Origin of the sequence: Nonomuraea sp. NPDC049400, assembly GCF_044466425.1 — a bacterium.
In the GTDB taxonomy this organism is placed as follows: domain Bacteria; phylum Actinomycetota; class Actinomycetes; order Streptosporangiales; family Streptosporangiaceae; genus Nonomuraea.
Window position 1 is genome coordinate 261,349 of the sequence record NZ_JBITMP010000008.1, and the last position, 13,947, is coordinate 275,295.

At 70.2% G+C, this 13,947-nt stretch carries 16 protein-coding genes; 8 read left to right on the forward strand and 8 right to left on the reverse strand.

Annotation, left to right across the window (positions count from 1 at the left end; translation table 11 throughout):
* The first annotated feature begins 19 nt into the window (after positions 1 to 19).
* Complete coding sequence (locus ACIBVN_RS14840; RefSeq protein ID WP_397136437.1) at positions 20 to 664, forward strand: CGNR zinc finger domain-containing protein; 645 nt, start codon at positions 20 to 22, stop codon at positions 662 to 664.
* A gap of 40 nt (positions 665 to 704) precedes the next feature.
* The gene (locus ACIBVN_RS14845) at positions 705 to 1,880 is read left to right on the forward strand and encodes an MFS transporter (protein WP_397136439.1); all 1,176 of its coding nucleotides are present in this window, start codon (positions 705 to 707) and stop codon (positions 1,878 to 1,880) included.
* Here the strand turns inward: ACIBVN_RS14845 and ACIBVN_RS14850 are convergent.
* The 3 genes from ACIBVN_RS14850 to ACIBVN_RS14860 are packed head-to-tail and all read right to left on the reverse strand — an operon-like array spanning position 1,859 to position 3,779.
* Entirely contained in the window at positions 1,859 to 2,416 is a 558-nt protein-coding gene (locus ACIBVN_RS14850; RefSeq protein ID WP_397136441.1) for a CGNR zinc finger domain-containing protein, read from the reverse strand. The genes ACIBVN_RS14845 and ACIBVN_RS14850 overlap by 22 nt on opposite strands.
* 54 nt (positions 2,417 to 2,470) lie before the next feature.
* Positions 2,471 to 3,109 (reverse strand): cytochrome b/b6 domain-containing protein, encoded by a 639-nt coding sequence (locus tag ACIBVN_RS14855; RefSeq protein WP_397136443.1) that lies wholly within the window; start codon positions 3,107 to 3,109, stop codon positions 2,471 to 2,473.
* Positions 3,075 to 3,779: a molybdopterin-dependent oxidoreductase gene (locus tag ACIBVN_RS14860; RefSeq protein WP_397136445.1), complete on the reverse strand. Its 705-nt coding sequence runs from the start codon at positions 3,777 to 3,779 to the stop codon at positions 3,075 to 3,077. Before ACIBVN_RS14860 ends, ACIBVN_RS14855 begins: the two co-directional genes overlap by 35 nt.
* 75 nt (positions 3,780 to 3,854) lie before the next feature.
* On the opposite strand from ACIBVN_RS14860, the gene ACIBVN_RS14865 reads away from it, so the two are divergent.
* Both ACIBVN_RS14865 and ACIBVN_RS14870 read left to right on the forward strand, forming a co-directional pair.
* A complete protein-coding gene (locus ACIBVN_RS14865) occupies positions 3,855 to 4,400 on the forward strand; it encodes a hemerythrin domain-containing protein (RefSeq protein ID WP_397136447.1) in 546 nt (181 codons plus the stop codon).
* Between the two features lie 49 nt (positions 4,401 to 4,449).
* Positions 4,450 to 5,055 (forward strand): TetR/AcrR family transcriptional regulator, encoded by a 606-nt coding sequence (locus ACIBVN_RS14870; RefSeq protein ID WP_397136449.1) that lies wholly within the window; start codon positions 4,450 to 4,452, stop codon positions 5,053 to 5,055.
* A 212-nt stretch (positions 5,056 to 5,267) separates the two neighbouring features.
* Here ACIBVN_RS14870 and ACIBVN_RS14875 read toward each other — a convergent pair whose 3' ends face one another.
* The gene (locus tag ACIBVN_RS14875; RefSeq protein WP_397136451.1) at positions 5,268 to 5,696 is read right to left on the reverse strand and encodes an Ohr family peroxiredoxin; all 429 of its coding nucleotides are present in this window, start codon (positions 5,694 to 5,696) and stop codon (positions 5,268 to 5,270) included.
* A 196-nt stretch (positions 5,697 to 5,892) separates the two neighbouring features.
* Between ACIBVN_RS14875 and ACIBVN_RS14880 the strand changes: the two genes are divergently transcribed.
* Entirely contained in the window at positions 5,893 to 7,002 is a 1,110-nt protein-coding gene (locus ACIBVN_RS14880) for an aldo/keto reductase (protein ID WP_397136453.1), read from the forward strand.
* Between the two features lie 90 nt (positions 7,003 to 7,092).
* Positions 7,093 to 7,230, forward strand: coding sequence for a hypothetical protein (locus tag ACIBVN_RS14885; protein ID WP_397136455.1), 138 nt, complete (start codon positions 7,093 to 7,095; stop codon positions 7,228 to 7,230).
* A 103-nt stretch (positions 7,231 to 7,333) separates the two neighbouring features.
* On the opposite strand, the gene ACIBVN_RS14890 is transcribed toward ACIBVN_RS14885, so the two are convergent.
* Positions 7,334 to 8,284 carry an LLM class F420-dependent oxidoreductase gene (locus tag ACIBVN_RS14890; protein ID WP_397136625.1) on the reverse strand — a complete coding sequence of 317 codons (951 nt, stop codon included), beginning with the start codon at positions 8,282 to 8,284 and terminating at the stop codon, positions 7,334 to 7,336.
* Between the two features lie 2 nt (positions 8,285 to 8,286).
* On the reverse strand, positions 8,287 to 9,072 hold the full coding sequence (locus ACIBVN_RS14895; protein WP_397136457.1) for an ABC transporter ATP-binding protein: 786 nt from the start codon (positions 9,070 to 9,072) through the stop codon (positions 8,287 to 8,289).
* A 266-nt stretch (positions 9,073 to 9,338) separates the two neighbouring features.
* Between ACIBVN_RS14895 and ACIBVN_RS14900 the strand changes: the two genes are divergently transcribed.
* Together ACIBVN_RS14900 and ACIBVN_RS14905 are read left to right on the forward strand one after the other, a co-directional pair.
* On the forward strand, positions 9,339 to 10,244 hold the full coding sequence (locus ACIBVN_RS14900) for an ABC transporter substrate-binding protein (RefSeq protein WP_397136459.1): 906 nt from the start codon (positions 9,339 to 9,341) through the stop codon (positions 10,242 to 10,244).
* Between the two features lie 20 nt (positions 10,245 to 10,264).
* Positions 10,265 to 11,083 (forward strand): ABC transporter permease, encoded by an 819-nt coding sequence (locus ACIBVN_RS14905; protein ID WP_397136461.1) that lies wholly within the window; start codon positions 10,265 to 10,267, stop codon positions 11,081 to 11,083.
* A 48-nt stretch (positions 11,084 to 11,131) separates the two neighbouring features.
* Here the strand turns inward: ACIBVN_RS14905 and ACIBVN_RS14910 are convergent, their stop codons facing one another.
* Positions 11,132 to 13,015: a hypothetical protein gene (locus ACIBVN_RS14910; RefSeq protein WP_397136463.1), complete on the reverse strand. Its 1,884-nt coding sequence runs from the start codon at positions 13,013 to 13,015 to the stop codon at positions 11,132 to 11,134.
* Positions 13,012 to 13,932 (reverse strand): TIGR02996 domain-containing protein, encoded by a 921-nt coding sequence (locus tag ACIBVN_RS14915; protein ID WP_397136465.1) that lies wholly within the window; start codon positions 13,930 to 13,932, stop codon positions 13,012 to 13,014. Before ACIBVN_RS14915 ends, ACIBVN_RS14910 begins: the two co-directional genes overlap by 4 nt.
* Positions 13,933 to 13,947 lie beyond the last annotated feature (15 nt).

Here is a 13,947-nt window from a genome sequence, read left to right on the forward strand (position 1 = left end):
TTGGTAGTAGCATTGCTTCATGGATGCGTCCGAGCTACCGCTGGTGGGCGGTCACCCGGCCCTGGATCTGGTCAACACCGTGGAGCGGGGCATCCCGGTCCCCGGCTCGGAGCCGCGCGACTACGTGGCGGAGCCCGCCGCGCTGCTGCTCTGGGCATGCCGCGCCGGGTTGATCGACGACCTGGACGCCCAAGCGGTCGCCGAGACGTGGGATCGCGACCCCGGCGCGGCGGCGGTCGCGCTGGACGCCGTCAGGGACATCAGGGAGTCGCTGCACACCGCCCTCCTGGCGGCGATCGACGGCGCGGACTCCGGCGCCGCGCTCGATCGGCTGCACGGCAGGTGGCTCGCCGCGGCAGGCCGGTCCAGGCTGACGCCTGATCCCGGGGGCACGTCCGCGGTCCGGCTGGTCGTCGGGATCGTCCCGGCGTCGCTCGTGCCGGACCGCGCCGCGCACGCCGCGCTCGACCTGCTGCGCACCGCCGACCTCGGCCGCGTACGCCGCTGCCCGACCGAGAGCGGCGGCTGCGGGTGGATCTTCCTCGACCGCAGCCGCAACGGCTCGCGGAGATGGTGCCGGATGGCCGACTGCGGCACGGACGTCAAGTCGCGCCGCCTCACCGAACGCCGCCGGGCCGCCCGGCGGAGCGTCACTGCCCCCTAGCGCATCCGCTACCGGCAAAAGCCGATATAGGAGAAGCAGGATGGACGGACCCAGCACCGCACGGTCGATCGGTGCGCTGGCCGCGCTGTCGGTCTCGACATTCATCTACGTCACCACGGAAACGCTCCCCATCGGCTTGCTCCCGCTGATCGCGGCCGACCTGTCGACCTCGCCCTCGGCCGTCGGCCTGCTGGTGACCGGCTACGGGCTGATGGTCGTCTTCGCCTCCGTCCCGCTGACCCGGTTGACGTACCGGATGCCGCGCCGCCTCCTCCTGACGAGCCTGCTCGCCGTGTTCGTCGCGGGCAACGCGCTCTCGGCCGCCGCGACGGCCTACGGGGTCCTGCTCGGCGCCCGGGTGGGCGTCGCGCTCAGCCAGGCGCTGTTCTGGGCGATCGTCGTCTCCACCGCCACCGGCCTGTTCCCGCCACGTGTGCACGGCCGCGTGGTCTCCGTGGTGTTCGCGGGGAGCTCGCTCGCCGCCGTGCTTGGCGTGCCCGCCGGTACGTGGCTCGGCCAGCAGGCCGGCTGGCGGGCGTCCTTCCTCGCGCTCAGCGCGGTCGGCCTGCTCGCCCTGGTCGCGATCGCGCTGCTGTTACCGGCCGCCCCAGCCGGGGCCGGCTCCGTCACCGAGGGCACCGATCCTGACGCCGGGGCGTACTGGAGGCTGATGGCGATGGCCACCCTCGCGGTCACTGGAGCGTTCGCCGGGTACACCTATGTCGCCCCGTTCCTGACCGACGTGAGCGGTTTCCCCGCCGCGGCGATCGGGCCGCTCCTGCTGGTGCGGGGCATCGCCAGTTTGCTGGGCGTCGCCCTCGGCGGGCATCTGGCCGACCGCGACGCCCGGGCGGCGATGGTCGTCCCCGTGGCGGCGCAGAGCGTGGCGCTGCTCGGGCTGTACGTCCTCGGTGACGTGCCGATCGTGGCGGCCGGGCTGGTGGCGCTGACCGGGCTGTCGTTCTCCGCCATGTGCACCGCCGCGGCCAGCCGGATCCTGCAGGTCGCCCCGGGCAGCGTGGAGCTCGCCTCGGCGGGCGTGAGCACCGCGTTCAACGTCGGGATCACCGCCGGGGCGTTCATCGGCAGCGTCCTGCTGCCCGGCTTCGGCGTCCGGAGCACCGCGCTGGTGGGCGGGCTGCTGAGCCTGGCCGCGCTCGCCCTGACGATCAGGAGGTCTCCGAGCAGGCGCGATCAGCGCGTGCCGGCCGTTTGAGCCTCCTTCTTGCGCGCCCGGTAGGCCGCCGCCTTGATCTTGTTGCCGCAGGACTCCATGCCGCACCACTCCCTGCGCCCGCCCCGCGACCGGTCGATGAAGACCTTGGTGCACTCGGGGTTGGCGCACTCCTTCATCAGCGGCACCTCGGGCCCGCTGAGCAGCTCGATGGCGTGCCGGGCCACGGTGGACAGCGCCTGCGCGGGGCTCGCCTCGACCCACCGCCCCTCGGCCGTGAGCTGGGGCGCCGCCGGGGGCTTGCGGGCCGTCTCGTTGACCAGGGCGAGCGCCTCGCCGTCGTATCCGTCACCCGCGAGCCGGGCGGTGACCAGCGCGTAGATGGCCTCGCGTACCGCCACCGCCTGGGCCAGATCCGCTTCCCGACAGGGAGAGACGGCGTCCACGACGCCGGACTCCAGGTACCAGGCGTCGAGCCGGTCCGGGACGTCGAGCGTCTCGAAGCGCTCCGTGCGGCGCGCGCGGAGCGTGCCGGCGAAGTCGAGCGCGGGGTTGCCGCACAGGAACACGTGCTTCACATCACCAGTTTGACAGGTGACTCCAAGCCGCGCAATCGACGTCACCGCGAACGCTCATCTTCCATGACCTATCTCGTCAACCCATTGGGGATGGTTCTTCCTGGCCCACTCCGGCGGCACCGAGCCCGTACGCATCCCGCGCCGCGCGAGCGGATCCCGGTAGGCCAGCCGGATGTGCCCGAGCACGACGGCGGCGATCGCCAGGGCCGTCACGTCGTGCACGAAGATCGCACTCGTGCGGGAGATCGCCGGCAGGACATCGGTGAACCACATCAGCAGCCCGGTGAACGTCATGACCGGCACGGCGCCGGCGATCCAGCCGGCGTAGATCTTCTGCCCGACGTTGAACTTGCCGGCCGGGCGCGGTCCTGGCGTGTTCCTGCGCACCGCGCGCAGCCACTGCCTGTCGTACGGCGCCAGCCGGTTGAGCCTGCGCAGGTCGGCACGGAACGCGGATGAGGCGAGACCGAGGAGGAACGGCACGGGCAGCAGGAGCCCCGACCATTCGTGGACGACGACCACCAGGTGGCGCCGCCCGACGAGCTGGGCAAGCGGCGGGAAGTACAGGCAGGCCGCCGCCCCCACGCACAGCAGCATGAGCCCGGCGGTGACCTGGTGGACCAGGCGCTCGGCCCGGCTGAAGCGCGGCAGCAAGCGCTCAGGCCGCCTGGTCGAGCCAGCCGTCGACGTCATAGCCGTACACCTCCCAGTAGCCCGGGACGACCTTGTCGGTGACAGAGATGCCGGACAGCCATTTGGCCGACTTGTAGAAGTACATCGGCGCGACGTAGAGCCGTACGGGACCGCCGTGGTCGTGGGTGATCGGCGCGTCCAGCATGTCCAGGGCCACCAGCACGTCGGGGCGGCGGGCCTGCTCGAGCGTCAGGCTCTCGGTGTAGACGCCGTCGAAGCAGGTGAAGCGGACCGCTTTGCCCTCGGGGCGCACCCCTGCCAGGTCGAGGAGGTGCGAGAGCAGCACCCCGGAGAAGGGCGTGTTCGGCACCCGCCAGCCGTCGGTGCACTGGACGTCGCCGACGACGCGGGTCTGGGGCAGCGCGCGCAGTTCGTCCAGCGTGTACGTCCCAGGGCGCTCGACCAGGCCGCCGATCTTCAGGCGGTAGTCGGCCGCGGTCTTCCTCGGCACCGAGGCCGCCACGCTGTAGTAGCGGAAGCCGCCCGGGTTGGGCAGCAGCCCGGTGAGGCCGGTGGGGTCGTTGCGGGAGGCGGCCCCGAGGAGTCGTTCCCAGCCCTGCTGCAAGACAGGCGCGGCGACGAGGCCCGCGGCGCCCGCGGCGAGCATCGAGAGCATCACCCGGCGCGCGATGGGCGGGCCGCTCTCCGCTGAATGTCGTCGATCAGTCACAACTGCCATTCGAGCAGCCGTGACCTGCGCCTGCGAGGAATGGCCGGGGTCTGTAAGACTTCCGTCAGCTTTGCCGTGTCCGAGGCCGCGGCCCGGCCCTCCGTCCCTCTCGCGGCCCTGGCCGAGCTGCGCGAGTTCCTCGTCAAGAACCTGCGCCACCATCACAAGACCGAGGACCACCAGCTGTGGCCGATGGTCGCAGCGGTCGCGCCGGAGGCGGCGGAACGGTTCGCCGTGCTGAGTGAGGAACACGACGAGCTCGACGCCATCGAGGCCGTGCCCATCAGCCAGGACGGTGACCGCCCGGGGCTGCGGAAGGCGGCCGAAGCGGTCCAGACCCTGGTGCACCGGCATCTCGAGCACGAGGAGCCGCTGCTGTTCCCCGCGTTGCGCGAGCACATCTCGCCGGACGAGTGGACCGCGTTCTCACGCGCGGTCGTCGCGACCTCGCCGACCGAGGCGGCGCACCTGATCGTCGGGTTCCTCGACCAGGTCGGCACACCGGAGGAGGTCGCGCTCGTCCTGGCCGGCCTGCCGGAGCCCGCGCAGCAGTTCGTGCCCGCGATGCGCGACCAGGCGCACGCCGCCCTCGCGGTCCTGTCCGGCGGCACGGAAGGCTGAGCGAGTCAACCGTTAATATGGACTGGCAAGTCCAGTCTGGAGGGTGGTCATGCGCACACTGACCCGCAAGGGGGCCGCGACGCGGCAGCGCATTCTCGAGGGCGCGGCGGCGCACATCCGCGAGCACGGCGTGGCCGACATGACGCTCGACGACGTGCTGGCCAGGACGGCGACGAGCAAGAGCCAGCTCTTCCACTACTTCCCGGACGGGCGGGAGGAGCTGCTCCTGGCCGTGGCCCGCTTCGAGGCCGCCCGGGTGCTGGAGGACCAGCGGCCCCAGCTCGGCGACCTCACTTCCTGGGCCGCCTGGCAGTCGTGGCGCGACAAGGTCGTCGACCGCTACCGGCGGCAGGGCCGCCTGTGCCCGCTCAACTCCGTCACGTCACAGCTGGGCAGCCGCACGCCCGGCGCACAGGCCGTGGTCACCGAGCTGATGCACCGCTGGCAGGCCGAGATCGCCGCCGGCGTACGGCACATGCAGGACGCCGGCGAGATCGACGCGGACCTGGACCCCGACCGCGCGGCGGCCGCCCTGCTCGCCGGCATCCAGGGCGGCGTACTGATCCAGATGTCCACCGGCGAGACCAGCCATCTGGAAGCCGCCCTGGACATGGGCATCGCCCACCTGCGGGCGAGCAAGCTCGCGTCACCCTGACAGAGGGCTCGCCCTCCGGGGAGCGGCGGGCGCGACCTGTCGCCGCGCCCGCCGTCCGGCCTGTTCGCGCTCAGAACACCTGGGCGAAGCAGGCGAGGGCGACGGCCATCGCGAGCACGGCCAGCGACAACGCCTTCATGAGACTCGATATACGCAACGGATGCTCCCTTCCGTGGTGAAGCCCGCCGGGCAGGACGCCGGCCGATGACGTGTCAGGCGGCGACGGTCGCCCGGATGGTGACCGGGATGTTGCCGCGAGTGGCCTTGGAGTAGGGGCAGAGCTGGTGAGCAGCCGCGCCGAGCTCGGCGGCGGCCTGCTCGTCCACGCCGCCCAGCTCGAGGTTGAGGACGGCGGCGAGGCCGAATTCGCCGTCGTCGCCGTGGTTCAGGGTGATCTCGGCCGTGATGCTCGTGCTCGTGAGCCTCACCTTGCGCTGCGCCGCCGCCCTCCTGACCGCGCCGAGGAAGCAGGCGCCCCAGCCGGCGGCGAGCAACTGCTCGGGGTTCGTGGCGCCGCCGGCCCCGCCCAGTTCCTTGGGGATGGCGAGGGTGATGTCGAGGAGACCGTCATCGGCCGCGACGCGACCTCCGTTGCGACCCTCTCCCGTCACGGTGACGACCCCGGTGTAGCTGGCAGCCATGGCAGTTCCTTCCTCATTCCGTACGGGCACCCACATCGGCGTCACCCGTCTAACTGGTGACGATATTGGCAGCGTCATTCGTCACCTGTCAAGGCGGTGACGCATAGGCCATCTTTGGACTTGACAGTCCATTTTTGGCTGCGCAAGCTGACGGGTGTTCGTCCTCGAATCTGCTTGCGATCGGAGTGGCACCCTCATGTCCCTGGACCACTACTACCTGCTCGGACGTTCCGGACTACGCGTCAGCCGGCTGGCACTCGGCACGATGAACTTCGGCACCGGCGGCTTCCACGCCGCCTACGGCAAGACCGAGGAGGAGGCCCGCCCGATCTTCCGCCGCTATCTCGAAGCGGGCGGCAACCTCATCGACACCGCGGACTTCTACACCGCCGGCGAGAGCGAGGCCATCCTCGGCAACCTCATCGCGGAAGCCAAGGTCCGCGACAGGGTGGTGCTCACCACCAAGTTCACCAACAGCGTCGACCCCGGAGATCCGAACGCGGGCGGCAACGGCCGCAAGCACATGATCAGAGCGGTCGAGGCGTCACTGCGCCGCCTGCGCACCGACTACATCGACCTGTTCCTGCTGCACACCTGGGACCGGATCACCCCTGTCGAGGAGGTCATGCGGACCTTCGACGACCTCACCAGGGCCGGGAAGATCCGCTACGCGGGCCTGTCCGACGTGCCCAGCTGGTACGCGGCACGAGCCCAGACCTACGCCGAGGCCCACTCCCTCGTACCGGTGGTCAGCCTGCAACTGCCCTACTCCCTCATCGACCGGGCGATCGAGCTGGAGCACGTCGACATGGGTCAGAGCCTCGGACTCGGCATCACGGCGTGGAGCCCGCTCGGCGGCGGCTTCCTGACCGGCAAGTACCGGAGTGCCGACCAGGGCCTGGCCGGAGACGGCCGGCTCAGCGGCGCGGGCTCCCCCGGGCGCTCGTGGACGGAGCGGGACTGGCGGCTGCTGGCGGCGGTCGAGAGCGTCGCCGGCAAGCTCGGCGTGACGATGGCCCAGGTCGCGCTCAACTGGGTCGCCACCCAGCCCGGTGTCGCCTCGGCGATCGTCGGGGCGAGCAGCGCGGACCAGCTCGACGCCAACATGGCCGCCCTCGACCTCGAGCTGCCGGCCGAGCTGCGCACCGAGCTCGACGAGGCGAGTTCCGTGCCGCCCCCGTCGGTCTACCGGATGTTCACGCCGGACTATCAGGGCTGGCTGGTCAGCCCGGGCGTCAAGGTCGGGGACAAGCCTGCCGGGTACGCCCCCGCCGTACGGAACTGGGCATCCGAAAGCAGCGTTTGACGGACTGTGCGCGCGAGCAGCCCGATCGGCGGAACTGGCGGCCCGGCCTGACCGCCAGAGGTCGAGAGGTCGGACTTCCTGGCCAACGTCATGACCAACGCCTGGTGGTGGGTGGTGCTCGGCGACATCGAGCCCACACCCGAAGCAGCGTTCGGCAAGGTCTCCGCCACCATGCGGAGACTGGTGGGCACGATCACCGACGAGTCCGCCGACCTGTTGCTGCGCTAGTCCGCGCTGACGCTGGCCGAGCGGAACGCGGCGCTCATCGCGGCCCGATATCCGGCATAGCGCGTCATTTCTCCCAGGGGAAACGGCGCGAGTCCTGCGGTGGTCAACGCGCGCTGTCGAGTTGCGGCAGCACCTCGGCCGCGATCAACTCCAGGTGATCGAGATCAGCCAAGTCGATCAGACGCAGATGCACCCGGGTGGCGCCGATCGCGGCGAACTCGCCGATCCGTTCGACGAGCTGAGCCGGTGAGCCGATCACCGGGTCCTCCGGGGGCAGCGCGCTCGGCACGTGCAAGGGGGCCGCCCGGCGCCGGGCCTCCGCGTCGTTGCGCCCGACCGCGACGACGATGCCTGCCGAGAGCACCAGCGGCGCGCGGCCGTCGCGGGTCCGGCCGATCCGCTCCTGCGCCTCGACGACGCGCCCGAACGCCTCCGCGGTCTCCGACACGTTCCTGAACGGCAGGTTGAACTCGTTGGCGTAGCGGGCGGCGAGCCGCGGGGTGCGCTTCGGTCCGCGGCCTCCGATGATGATCGGCGGCCAGGGCCGCTGCGCCGGCCTGGGCAGGGCGGGGGCGTCGACCAGCCGGTAATTGCCGCCGTGGTGGCTGAACCGGCCGCCGGACGGCGTGGCCCACAGGCCCGTGACGATGGCGAGTTGCTCCTCCAGCCGGTCGAAGCGCTCGCCGACCGGGGGGAACGGGATGCCGTACGCGGTGTGCTCGCGCTCGTACCAGCCCGTGCCGATGCCCAGCTCCACCCGGCCGCCGCTCATCTGGTCCACCTGCGCGACGGCCACGGCGAGGGGCCCGGGCAGCCGGAAGGTCACCGGGGAGACCAGCGTGCCCAGCCGGATCCGGGAGGTCTCCCTGGCCAGTCCGGCCAGAGTCACCCAGGCGTCCGTCGGGCCGGGCAGGCCGCCCTCGAGCTCCATGGACCGGTAGTGGTCGGCGCGGAGGAAGCCCTCGAACCCGCCGTCCTCGGCCAGCCTCGCCATCCGCAACTGATCGTCGTAGGTGGCGCCGCGATGCGGTTCGGTGAAGACGCACACGCGCATGCTCACTGCCCTCTGTCCCGGGTCACCGCCGACGTGCCCCACCCCATCAGCAGCTCGTGCAGATCGGCGCTGCATCGTGCGACCTCTTCGAAATGGGCGTCCCGGCCCAGGGTCCGCGGGCGCGGGATGCGGATCTCGACTGTCTCCCGGATCCGTCCCGGACGCGGTGTGAGAACGACCACCCGGTCGGCCAGGAGCACCGCCTCGTCGATGGAGTGGGTGACGAAGACGATGGTGGACGCGTTCTCCATGTGCAGGCGCTGCAGCTCCACCGACAGCTCCTCGCGAGTGATCGCGTCGAGCGCGGAGAACGGCTCGTCCATCAGCATCACCCGGGGGTTGCCGATCAGCGACCGGCAGAGGGCGACCCGCTGCTGCATGCCGCCGGACAGCTCGTGCGGCAGTCGCTTCTCGAAGCCGGCCAGCCCGGCCAGCTCCAGAAGCCGCGCGGCGCGCTCGCGGTGCGCCGCCCGGCGCCAGCCGAAGATCTCCACCGGGAGCAGCACATTGTCGATGACCGACCGCCAGGGCAGCAGCGCGGGCCGCTGGAAGAGCAGCGCGATGTCGCGCCGTGCCTTGGTGACCTGCTCGCCGGCGACCGTGATCTCACCTTCGGTCGGCGGCAACAAACCTGCGATAAGCCGCAGAAGGGTCGATTTCCCGCATCCTGATCGGCCGACCAGAGCGACGAACTCGCCCTCGGCCACGGTCAGGTCGATACCGCGCAGCGCCTCCACGACCCCGGATCGTCCACTGAAACTGCGGGAAACCCCAGCCAGCTCAATCATGCGCGCAGCTCTCCATCTGACTGCGGTTTTAATCCAGTCGAATCAGCGTATACGGATTGACAAGAAATGGAAGTCTCATGGGGTTAGCTACCATTTGTTAGCGTCTCTTCGCAGGCCGATCGGCGTCGGATGAAAGGAAGCGGTGCATGAGCAGGCTCGCCCGTACTCTCGCCACTCTCGCCTTGACCTGTACGTTCGTAGTTGCTTGCAGCAATCCCGACAATCAACAGCAGGCGTCGACTTCTAGTAATAAACCACTAGAAAAGGTGACTTATCTGACGTCGTTCGGCAACTTCGGGCGAGACTCGTACGCCTGGGTCGCGAAGGACAAGGGATTCTTCCGTGAGGTCGGCCTTGACGTGGACATCAAGCCCGGGGGCGGTACGGGCGACAATATTTCGAAGATCGAGGCCGGAGCGGCGATGTTCACCCCGGTCGACCTCACCGGTCTGCTGCTGGCGCGCGGCAACGGCGGCGCCAAGAGCATCGTCGTGGTGGCCGGAATCCAGCAGCGCACCATGGCCGCGCTCATCAGCCTCGAAGGCAACGGGATCGCCACGCCGAAGGACCTGGAGGGCAAGACACTCGCCGACAGCCCGGGTTCGGTGGTGCGCAACCTCTTCCCCACCTACGCCAAACTGGCCGGCGTCGACGCGAAGAAGGTCACCTGGGTCAACGGCGCACCCGCCAACCTCATCGGCCTGCTGGCCGGCGGCAGCGTGGCGGGCATCGGCCAGTTCGTGGTGGGCGAGCCGACGGTGGAGTCGGTGGCCAAGGGCAGGCAGGCGGTCGTGCTCCCCTACAGCGATGTGATGAGTGATCTCTACGGCAACGTGCTGGTCACCACGACCAAGATCGCCCGGGAGCAGCCGGACCTGGCCAGGCGTTTCATCGCGGCCCTGATGAAGGGGCTCGTCCACAGCATCGACAATCCGGACGAGGCCGGCCGGATCCTCCAGAAGAACGTCCCGGCATCGTCGGCCGCCCCCGCCGCCGCCGAGTGCACCCTGATGAGTGCTTTCGTCCGGCCGGAGGGCTCCGGCGACGTGGTCGGCACGATCGATACGAAGCGGGTCGCCCGCAGCATCGAGCTTCTCCAGGACAACGGCGCCATGCCGGCCGGGCTGACCCCCGACCAGCTCATCAGCGCAGACCTGACGCCGAAGCCCTGACCCGACGAGGAGCAGGTGACATGGCCGAGGCGGGCGACACCCGACCCGCGAGACGTGTCGTTCCCAACGGGAGCGCGACGGTCACAGCGGTGGGCTGGCCCGCCCTCGGGCTCGCGGTCGCGATCGGCACCTGGTGGCTGGTCACCTCGGCGTTCCCCCTCCTCCATCCGGCGGTGCTCCCACCGCCCGCCGAGGTCCTGACCGCTTTCCAGGCGAAGTCGGCCGAACTGCTCGGCGGACTGGCCACGACAACGCTGGAGACGGTGGCCGGCTTCCTCATCTCCGCGGTCGCCGGAGTGCTGATCGGCCTGCTCCTGGCCGCCTCGCGGGCGGCCGAGCGGATGTTCTCGCCCCTGCTGGTGGCGATCAACGCGGTACCGAAGATCGCGCTCGGGCCGCTGCTGGTCGTCTCACTCGGCTGGGGGCAGCGGCCGATCCTGACCATGGTCTTCCTGCTCTCCTTCTTCCCGATCGTGCTCTCCACCACGACCGGGCTGACCACGACGCCCGCCGAACTCGCCGAACTGGCCCGATCCCTGGACGCCTCGCGCTGGCAGACCTTCCGCAAAGTACGGTTTCCAGCCGCGCTCCCGCACGTCTTCGTCGGGCTGAAGGTCGCCATGCCGCTGGCCGCGATCGGCGCCGTGATCGGCGAGTTCCAGGCCGGCGAGGGCGGCCTCGGCTACCAGATCGTCCAGTACAGCGGAATCGCCGACAGCGCCACCGCCTGGGCGGCGATCACCCTGCTGGCAACGATGAGCGTCGCCCTCTACACCGCCCTGGTGCTGGTCGAGCGACTGGCGTTGCCCTGGGTGCGGGAAACCACGTCGGAGCGCTGACCTTCGCAGGTGCTGTCACGGTTTGTACAGCAGCATGCAGTACGCGCTTCAGTCGTCCTCGTCGTCCCAGTCGTCATCTTCGTCGTCCCACAGGTCGCTGGGCGGCAGCGGGTGCTCGTCGTCGATGAGCGAGTCGTCCACCGAGCGCCGCCAGGCGCTGCTCTCGTCCGGGTCGGCCCACTGCTCCTCGGTGATCCGGGGGATGGGGATGGTGGCCAGCCGATGGTCGACCATCCAGGAGTTGCGGAAGAAGTCGAACTTGAGGTGGTAGCAGCCGGCGGACTCGGTGTAGATGATGGGCGGGACGAGGAACTGCGCCACTCCGACCTTGGCCGCGACGGTCACATAGTCCTCGGGAATGGATTCGTCGTTCCAGCAGGCGGCGAAGTTCACCGGCTTGAGCGCGTCCTTGCCGAGCACGTGGATGAGGTGGTCCTGGATGACGAACTGGTCCGGGTCGAGGGCCACGTCCTCGCCGAGCATGAGGATCGGCGCGGGCAGGATGTGCGCTTTGGCGAAGGACTGCGCGTCGGTGTAGAGCTCGATGATCTCGTCGTGCCGCGTGGGGTCGTAGCCTCCGGAGGAGTGGAACGGGCAGCAGAGCTGGCGGTCGGGCCGCTCCGGCTCGGGGAAGAACGCGGACTTGTCCACCCGCGTCATGGCGGACCCGCCGTGCCGGGTCCGCAGGAACTCCGGGATCCAGCCGGCGTCGTCGGACTCGATCACCTCTGTCTTGCAGAGCGCCCGGAAGGCGGTGTCGCCGAGCTTGCAGTTGAAGTAGTCGAGCAGTGTGAGCGCGGCGCACTCCGCCAGCGACAACGCGTCGGTCTTGGCGAACCAGAAGTCGTAGCCGTTGGCCACGAAGTGCACCCCGCGGAACTCCTTGTGCACGAAGGTCTCGCGGGTGGGGCCCTTCCCCAAGCCGCCCCAGTGGGCGGCCGCCACCTGGTTGTAGTAGGCGTCGGCGTGCCGGGCCAGCTCCGGCGCGAACACGCTCTCCCCGGTCAGGTAGCACGCCTTGCTGAACAGCTCACCGATCTCCGGCGCCTCGGTGACCTCGTCGGCGGTGAAGATGAGCTCGGTACGCAGGAACACCTTGCGGTCGTCGAGGTAGGGGGCGCCCTCGTGCTCGTACCGCTGATCGAAGATCACACACGTGAACTCAGCGATCTCGCTGAGCGCGGCGCCACCGATCAGGTCCAGCGCCGGCGACCCCGTACCGCCGGTCAGGTACAGCAGCACCGTGTACCGGGAGATGTGCCGCCGCGCCGCGTCGAAGTACGGCGTGTCCCGGTGCCGGTGGAAGTTCGCGTCACCTGGCTCGAACCGGTTGCACCGGAACACCGGGTTCACATGCGAGAACCCCTCCACGATCGCCGGCGGCAACGCGTCGGCCACCGCCGCGGACAACGCCTCGGCCAGCAGCGCCGAGTGGAAGATGAACCGTTCACCACCTCTGGACGCGGCGTTCAGCGGCGGCACGTACAGCTTCAGCTCGTCCAGGTGCGCCAGCCGGGCCTGAGCCTCCGCCGGCAACCGCAACGAGAACGAGAACACCCCCTCCGCGTGCTCCGCCCGGCCGGCCAGTTCCGCCTCCAGCGGCACGTCCTCGAACAGGCGGTCCAGCGGGACGATGTTCTCGAACGTGCGGAACGACAACTCGTGCGGATCGACGAACACCGCCGCCAGATACGGCGCGTCCGGGCTGGGCCGGGCGAACAGATCCCGCACCCGCTCGTCGATCCGCTCGGCGTCGATGAACCGCACCGCCTTGAACCGCGCCGACGGATGCCATGAGATGTCCAGTCCGTCCACCGTCGCGGCCGGCTCGGCGTCGGTCGCGTCCACCTCCGCCCGATACCGGGCGGCCTCCTCGGCGGGCACGTCCCTGGCCGACAGGACGAAGAACCGATCCCGAAGTTCGATGCTCACACGCACCTCCACAAGCTGCGCAGCCCCGACGGAAGATTCGCGGCGTGCGCCAGTTTCCGCACGCCGCCCTGACCCACATCGGAGTCGTACAGCCACAGCCGCGCGAGGGACCCGGCGAACGGGGCGGCGAGCAGGGCCTCAGCGCCCGCCTCGCCGATGTCGTTGTAGCGCAGGTCGAGCTCGGTCAGCTCCGGGAACCGGCGCAGGGACCGTACGCCCTCGGCGGTCACCCTGTTGCGCTGCAGGTGCAGGCGGCGTAGTCCGCCCAGGTGCGGGGACGCCGCGAGGGCCGCCAGACCGGCGTCGCCGATGCGGCAGTACCGCAGTTCCAGCGCCCGCAACCGGTCCGTGCGGAGCGAGGCGGCGAGGATCTCGGCGCCGTCGGGGCCGAGATCCAGATAGGAGAGGTCGAGCTCGACGAGTCGCCCGAGATCCAGCCCGTCGAGTGCCTGCATGTCCAGGCGCCCAGAGCGCGCCGCGGCCCCCGGGCCGCCTTCCCACTCGTAGTCGTCCTCTTCCCAGTCGTCCTCGTCCCAGTCGTCCTCGCCGGCCGCCGCGTCGGACGTGATTCTCAGCGTGGTGACGAACCGGCCGCGCAGCACCTGCTCCACGGCCTCGCGAACGTCGTCCGACCACTGGACGGCCGCCTCCACGGCGAAGCCGTACCGGCGTGCCAGCACGCGCGCCGTCGACGGCAGCCCGTCGTCCCATCCGCCCTCGTGCTCCGCGACGAGGTCGGCGATCTCACGCTCCACGGCCGGGCGATCGGCGGGGCGGGTGCGCGCCAGGCGCTGCTCGAGGCGGATCAGCGTGCCTCTGGTGTCGCCCTGCTCCAGCAGCCAGTCGCTGTAGGCACGCCACGAGGCGAGGTCATCGGGATGAGCGCGTAACGCGTCTTCGACGGCGGTCACTTGCATTTGTACGAATGTACG

Coding starts and splice junctions, on each gene's coding strand:
- ACIBVN_RS14915 (WP_397136465.1), bottom strand. CDS start 13,932: ATGCAAGTGACCGCCGTCGAAGACGCGTTACGCGCTCATCCCGATGAC.
- ACIBVN_RS14885 (WP_397136455.1), top strand. CDS start 7,093: ATGACCAACGCCTGGTGGTGGGTGGTGCTCGGCGACATCGAGCCCACA.
- ACIBVN_RS14870 (WP_397136449.1), top strand. CDS start 4,450: ATGCGCACACTGACCCGCAAGGGGGCCGCGACGCGGCAGCGCATTCTC.
- ACIBVN_RS14880 (WP_397136453.1), top strand. CDS start 5,893: ATGTCCCTGGACCACTACTACCTGCTCGGACGTTCCGGACTACGCGTC.
- ACIBVN_RS14845 (WP_397136439.1), top strand. CDS start 705: ATGGACGGACCCAGCACCGCACGGTCGATCGGTGCGCTGGCCGCGCTG.
- ACIBVN_RS14840 (WP_397136437.1), top strand. CDS start 20: ATGGATGCGTCCGAGCTACCGCTGGTGGGCGGTCACCCGGCCCTGGAT.
- ACIBVN_RS14875 (WP_397136451.1), bottom strand. CDS start 5,696: ATGGCTGCCAGCTACACCGGGGTCGTCACCGTGACGGGAGAGGGTCGC.
- ACIBVN_RS14895 (WP_397136457.1), bottom strand. CDS start 9,072: ATGATTGAGCTGGCTGGGGTTTCCCGCAGTTTCAGTGGACGATCCGGG.
- ACIBVN_RS14855 (WP_397136443.1), bottom strand. CDS start 3,109: ATGACGTCGACGGCTGGCTCGACCAGGCGGCCTGAGCGCTTGCTGCCG.
- ACIBVN_RS14890 (WP_397136625.1), bottom strand. CDS start 8,284: ATGCGCGTGTGCGTCTTCACCGAACCGCATCGCGGCGCCACCTACGAC.
- ACIBVN_RS14905 (WP_397136461.1), top strand. CDS start 10,265: ATGGCCGAGGCGGGCGACACCCGACCCGCGAGACGTGTCGTTCCCAAC.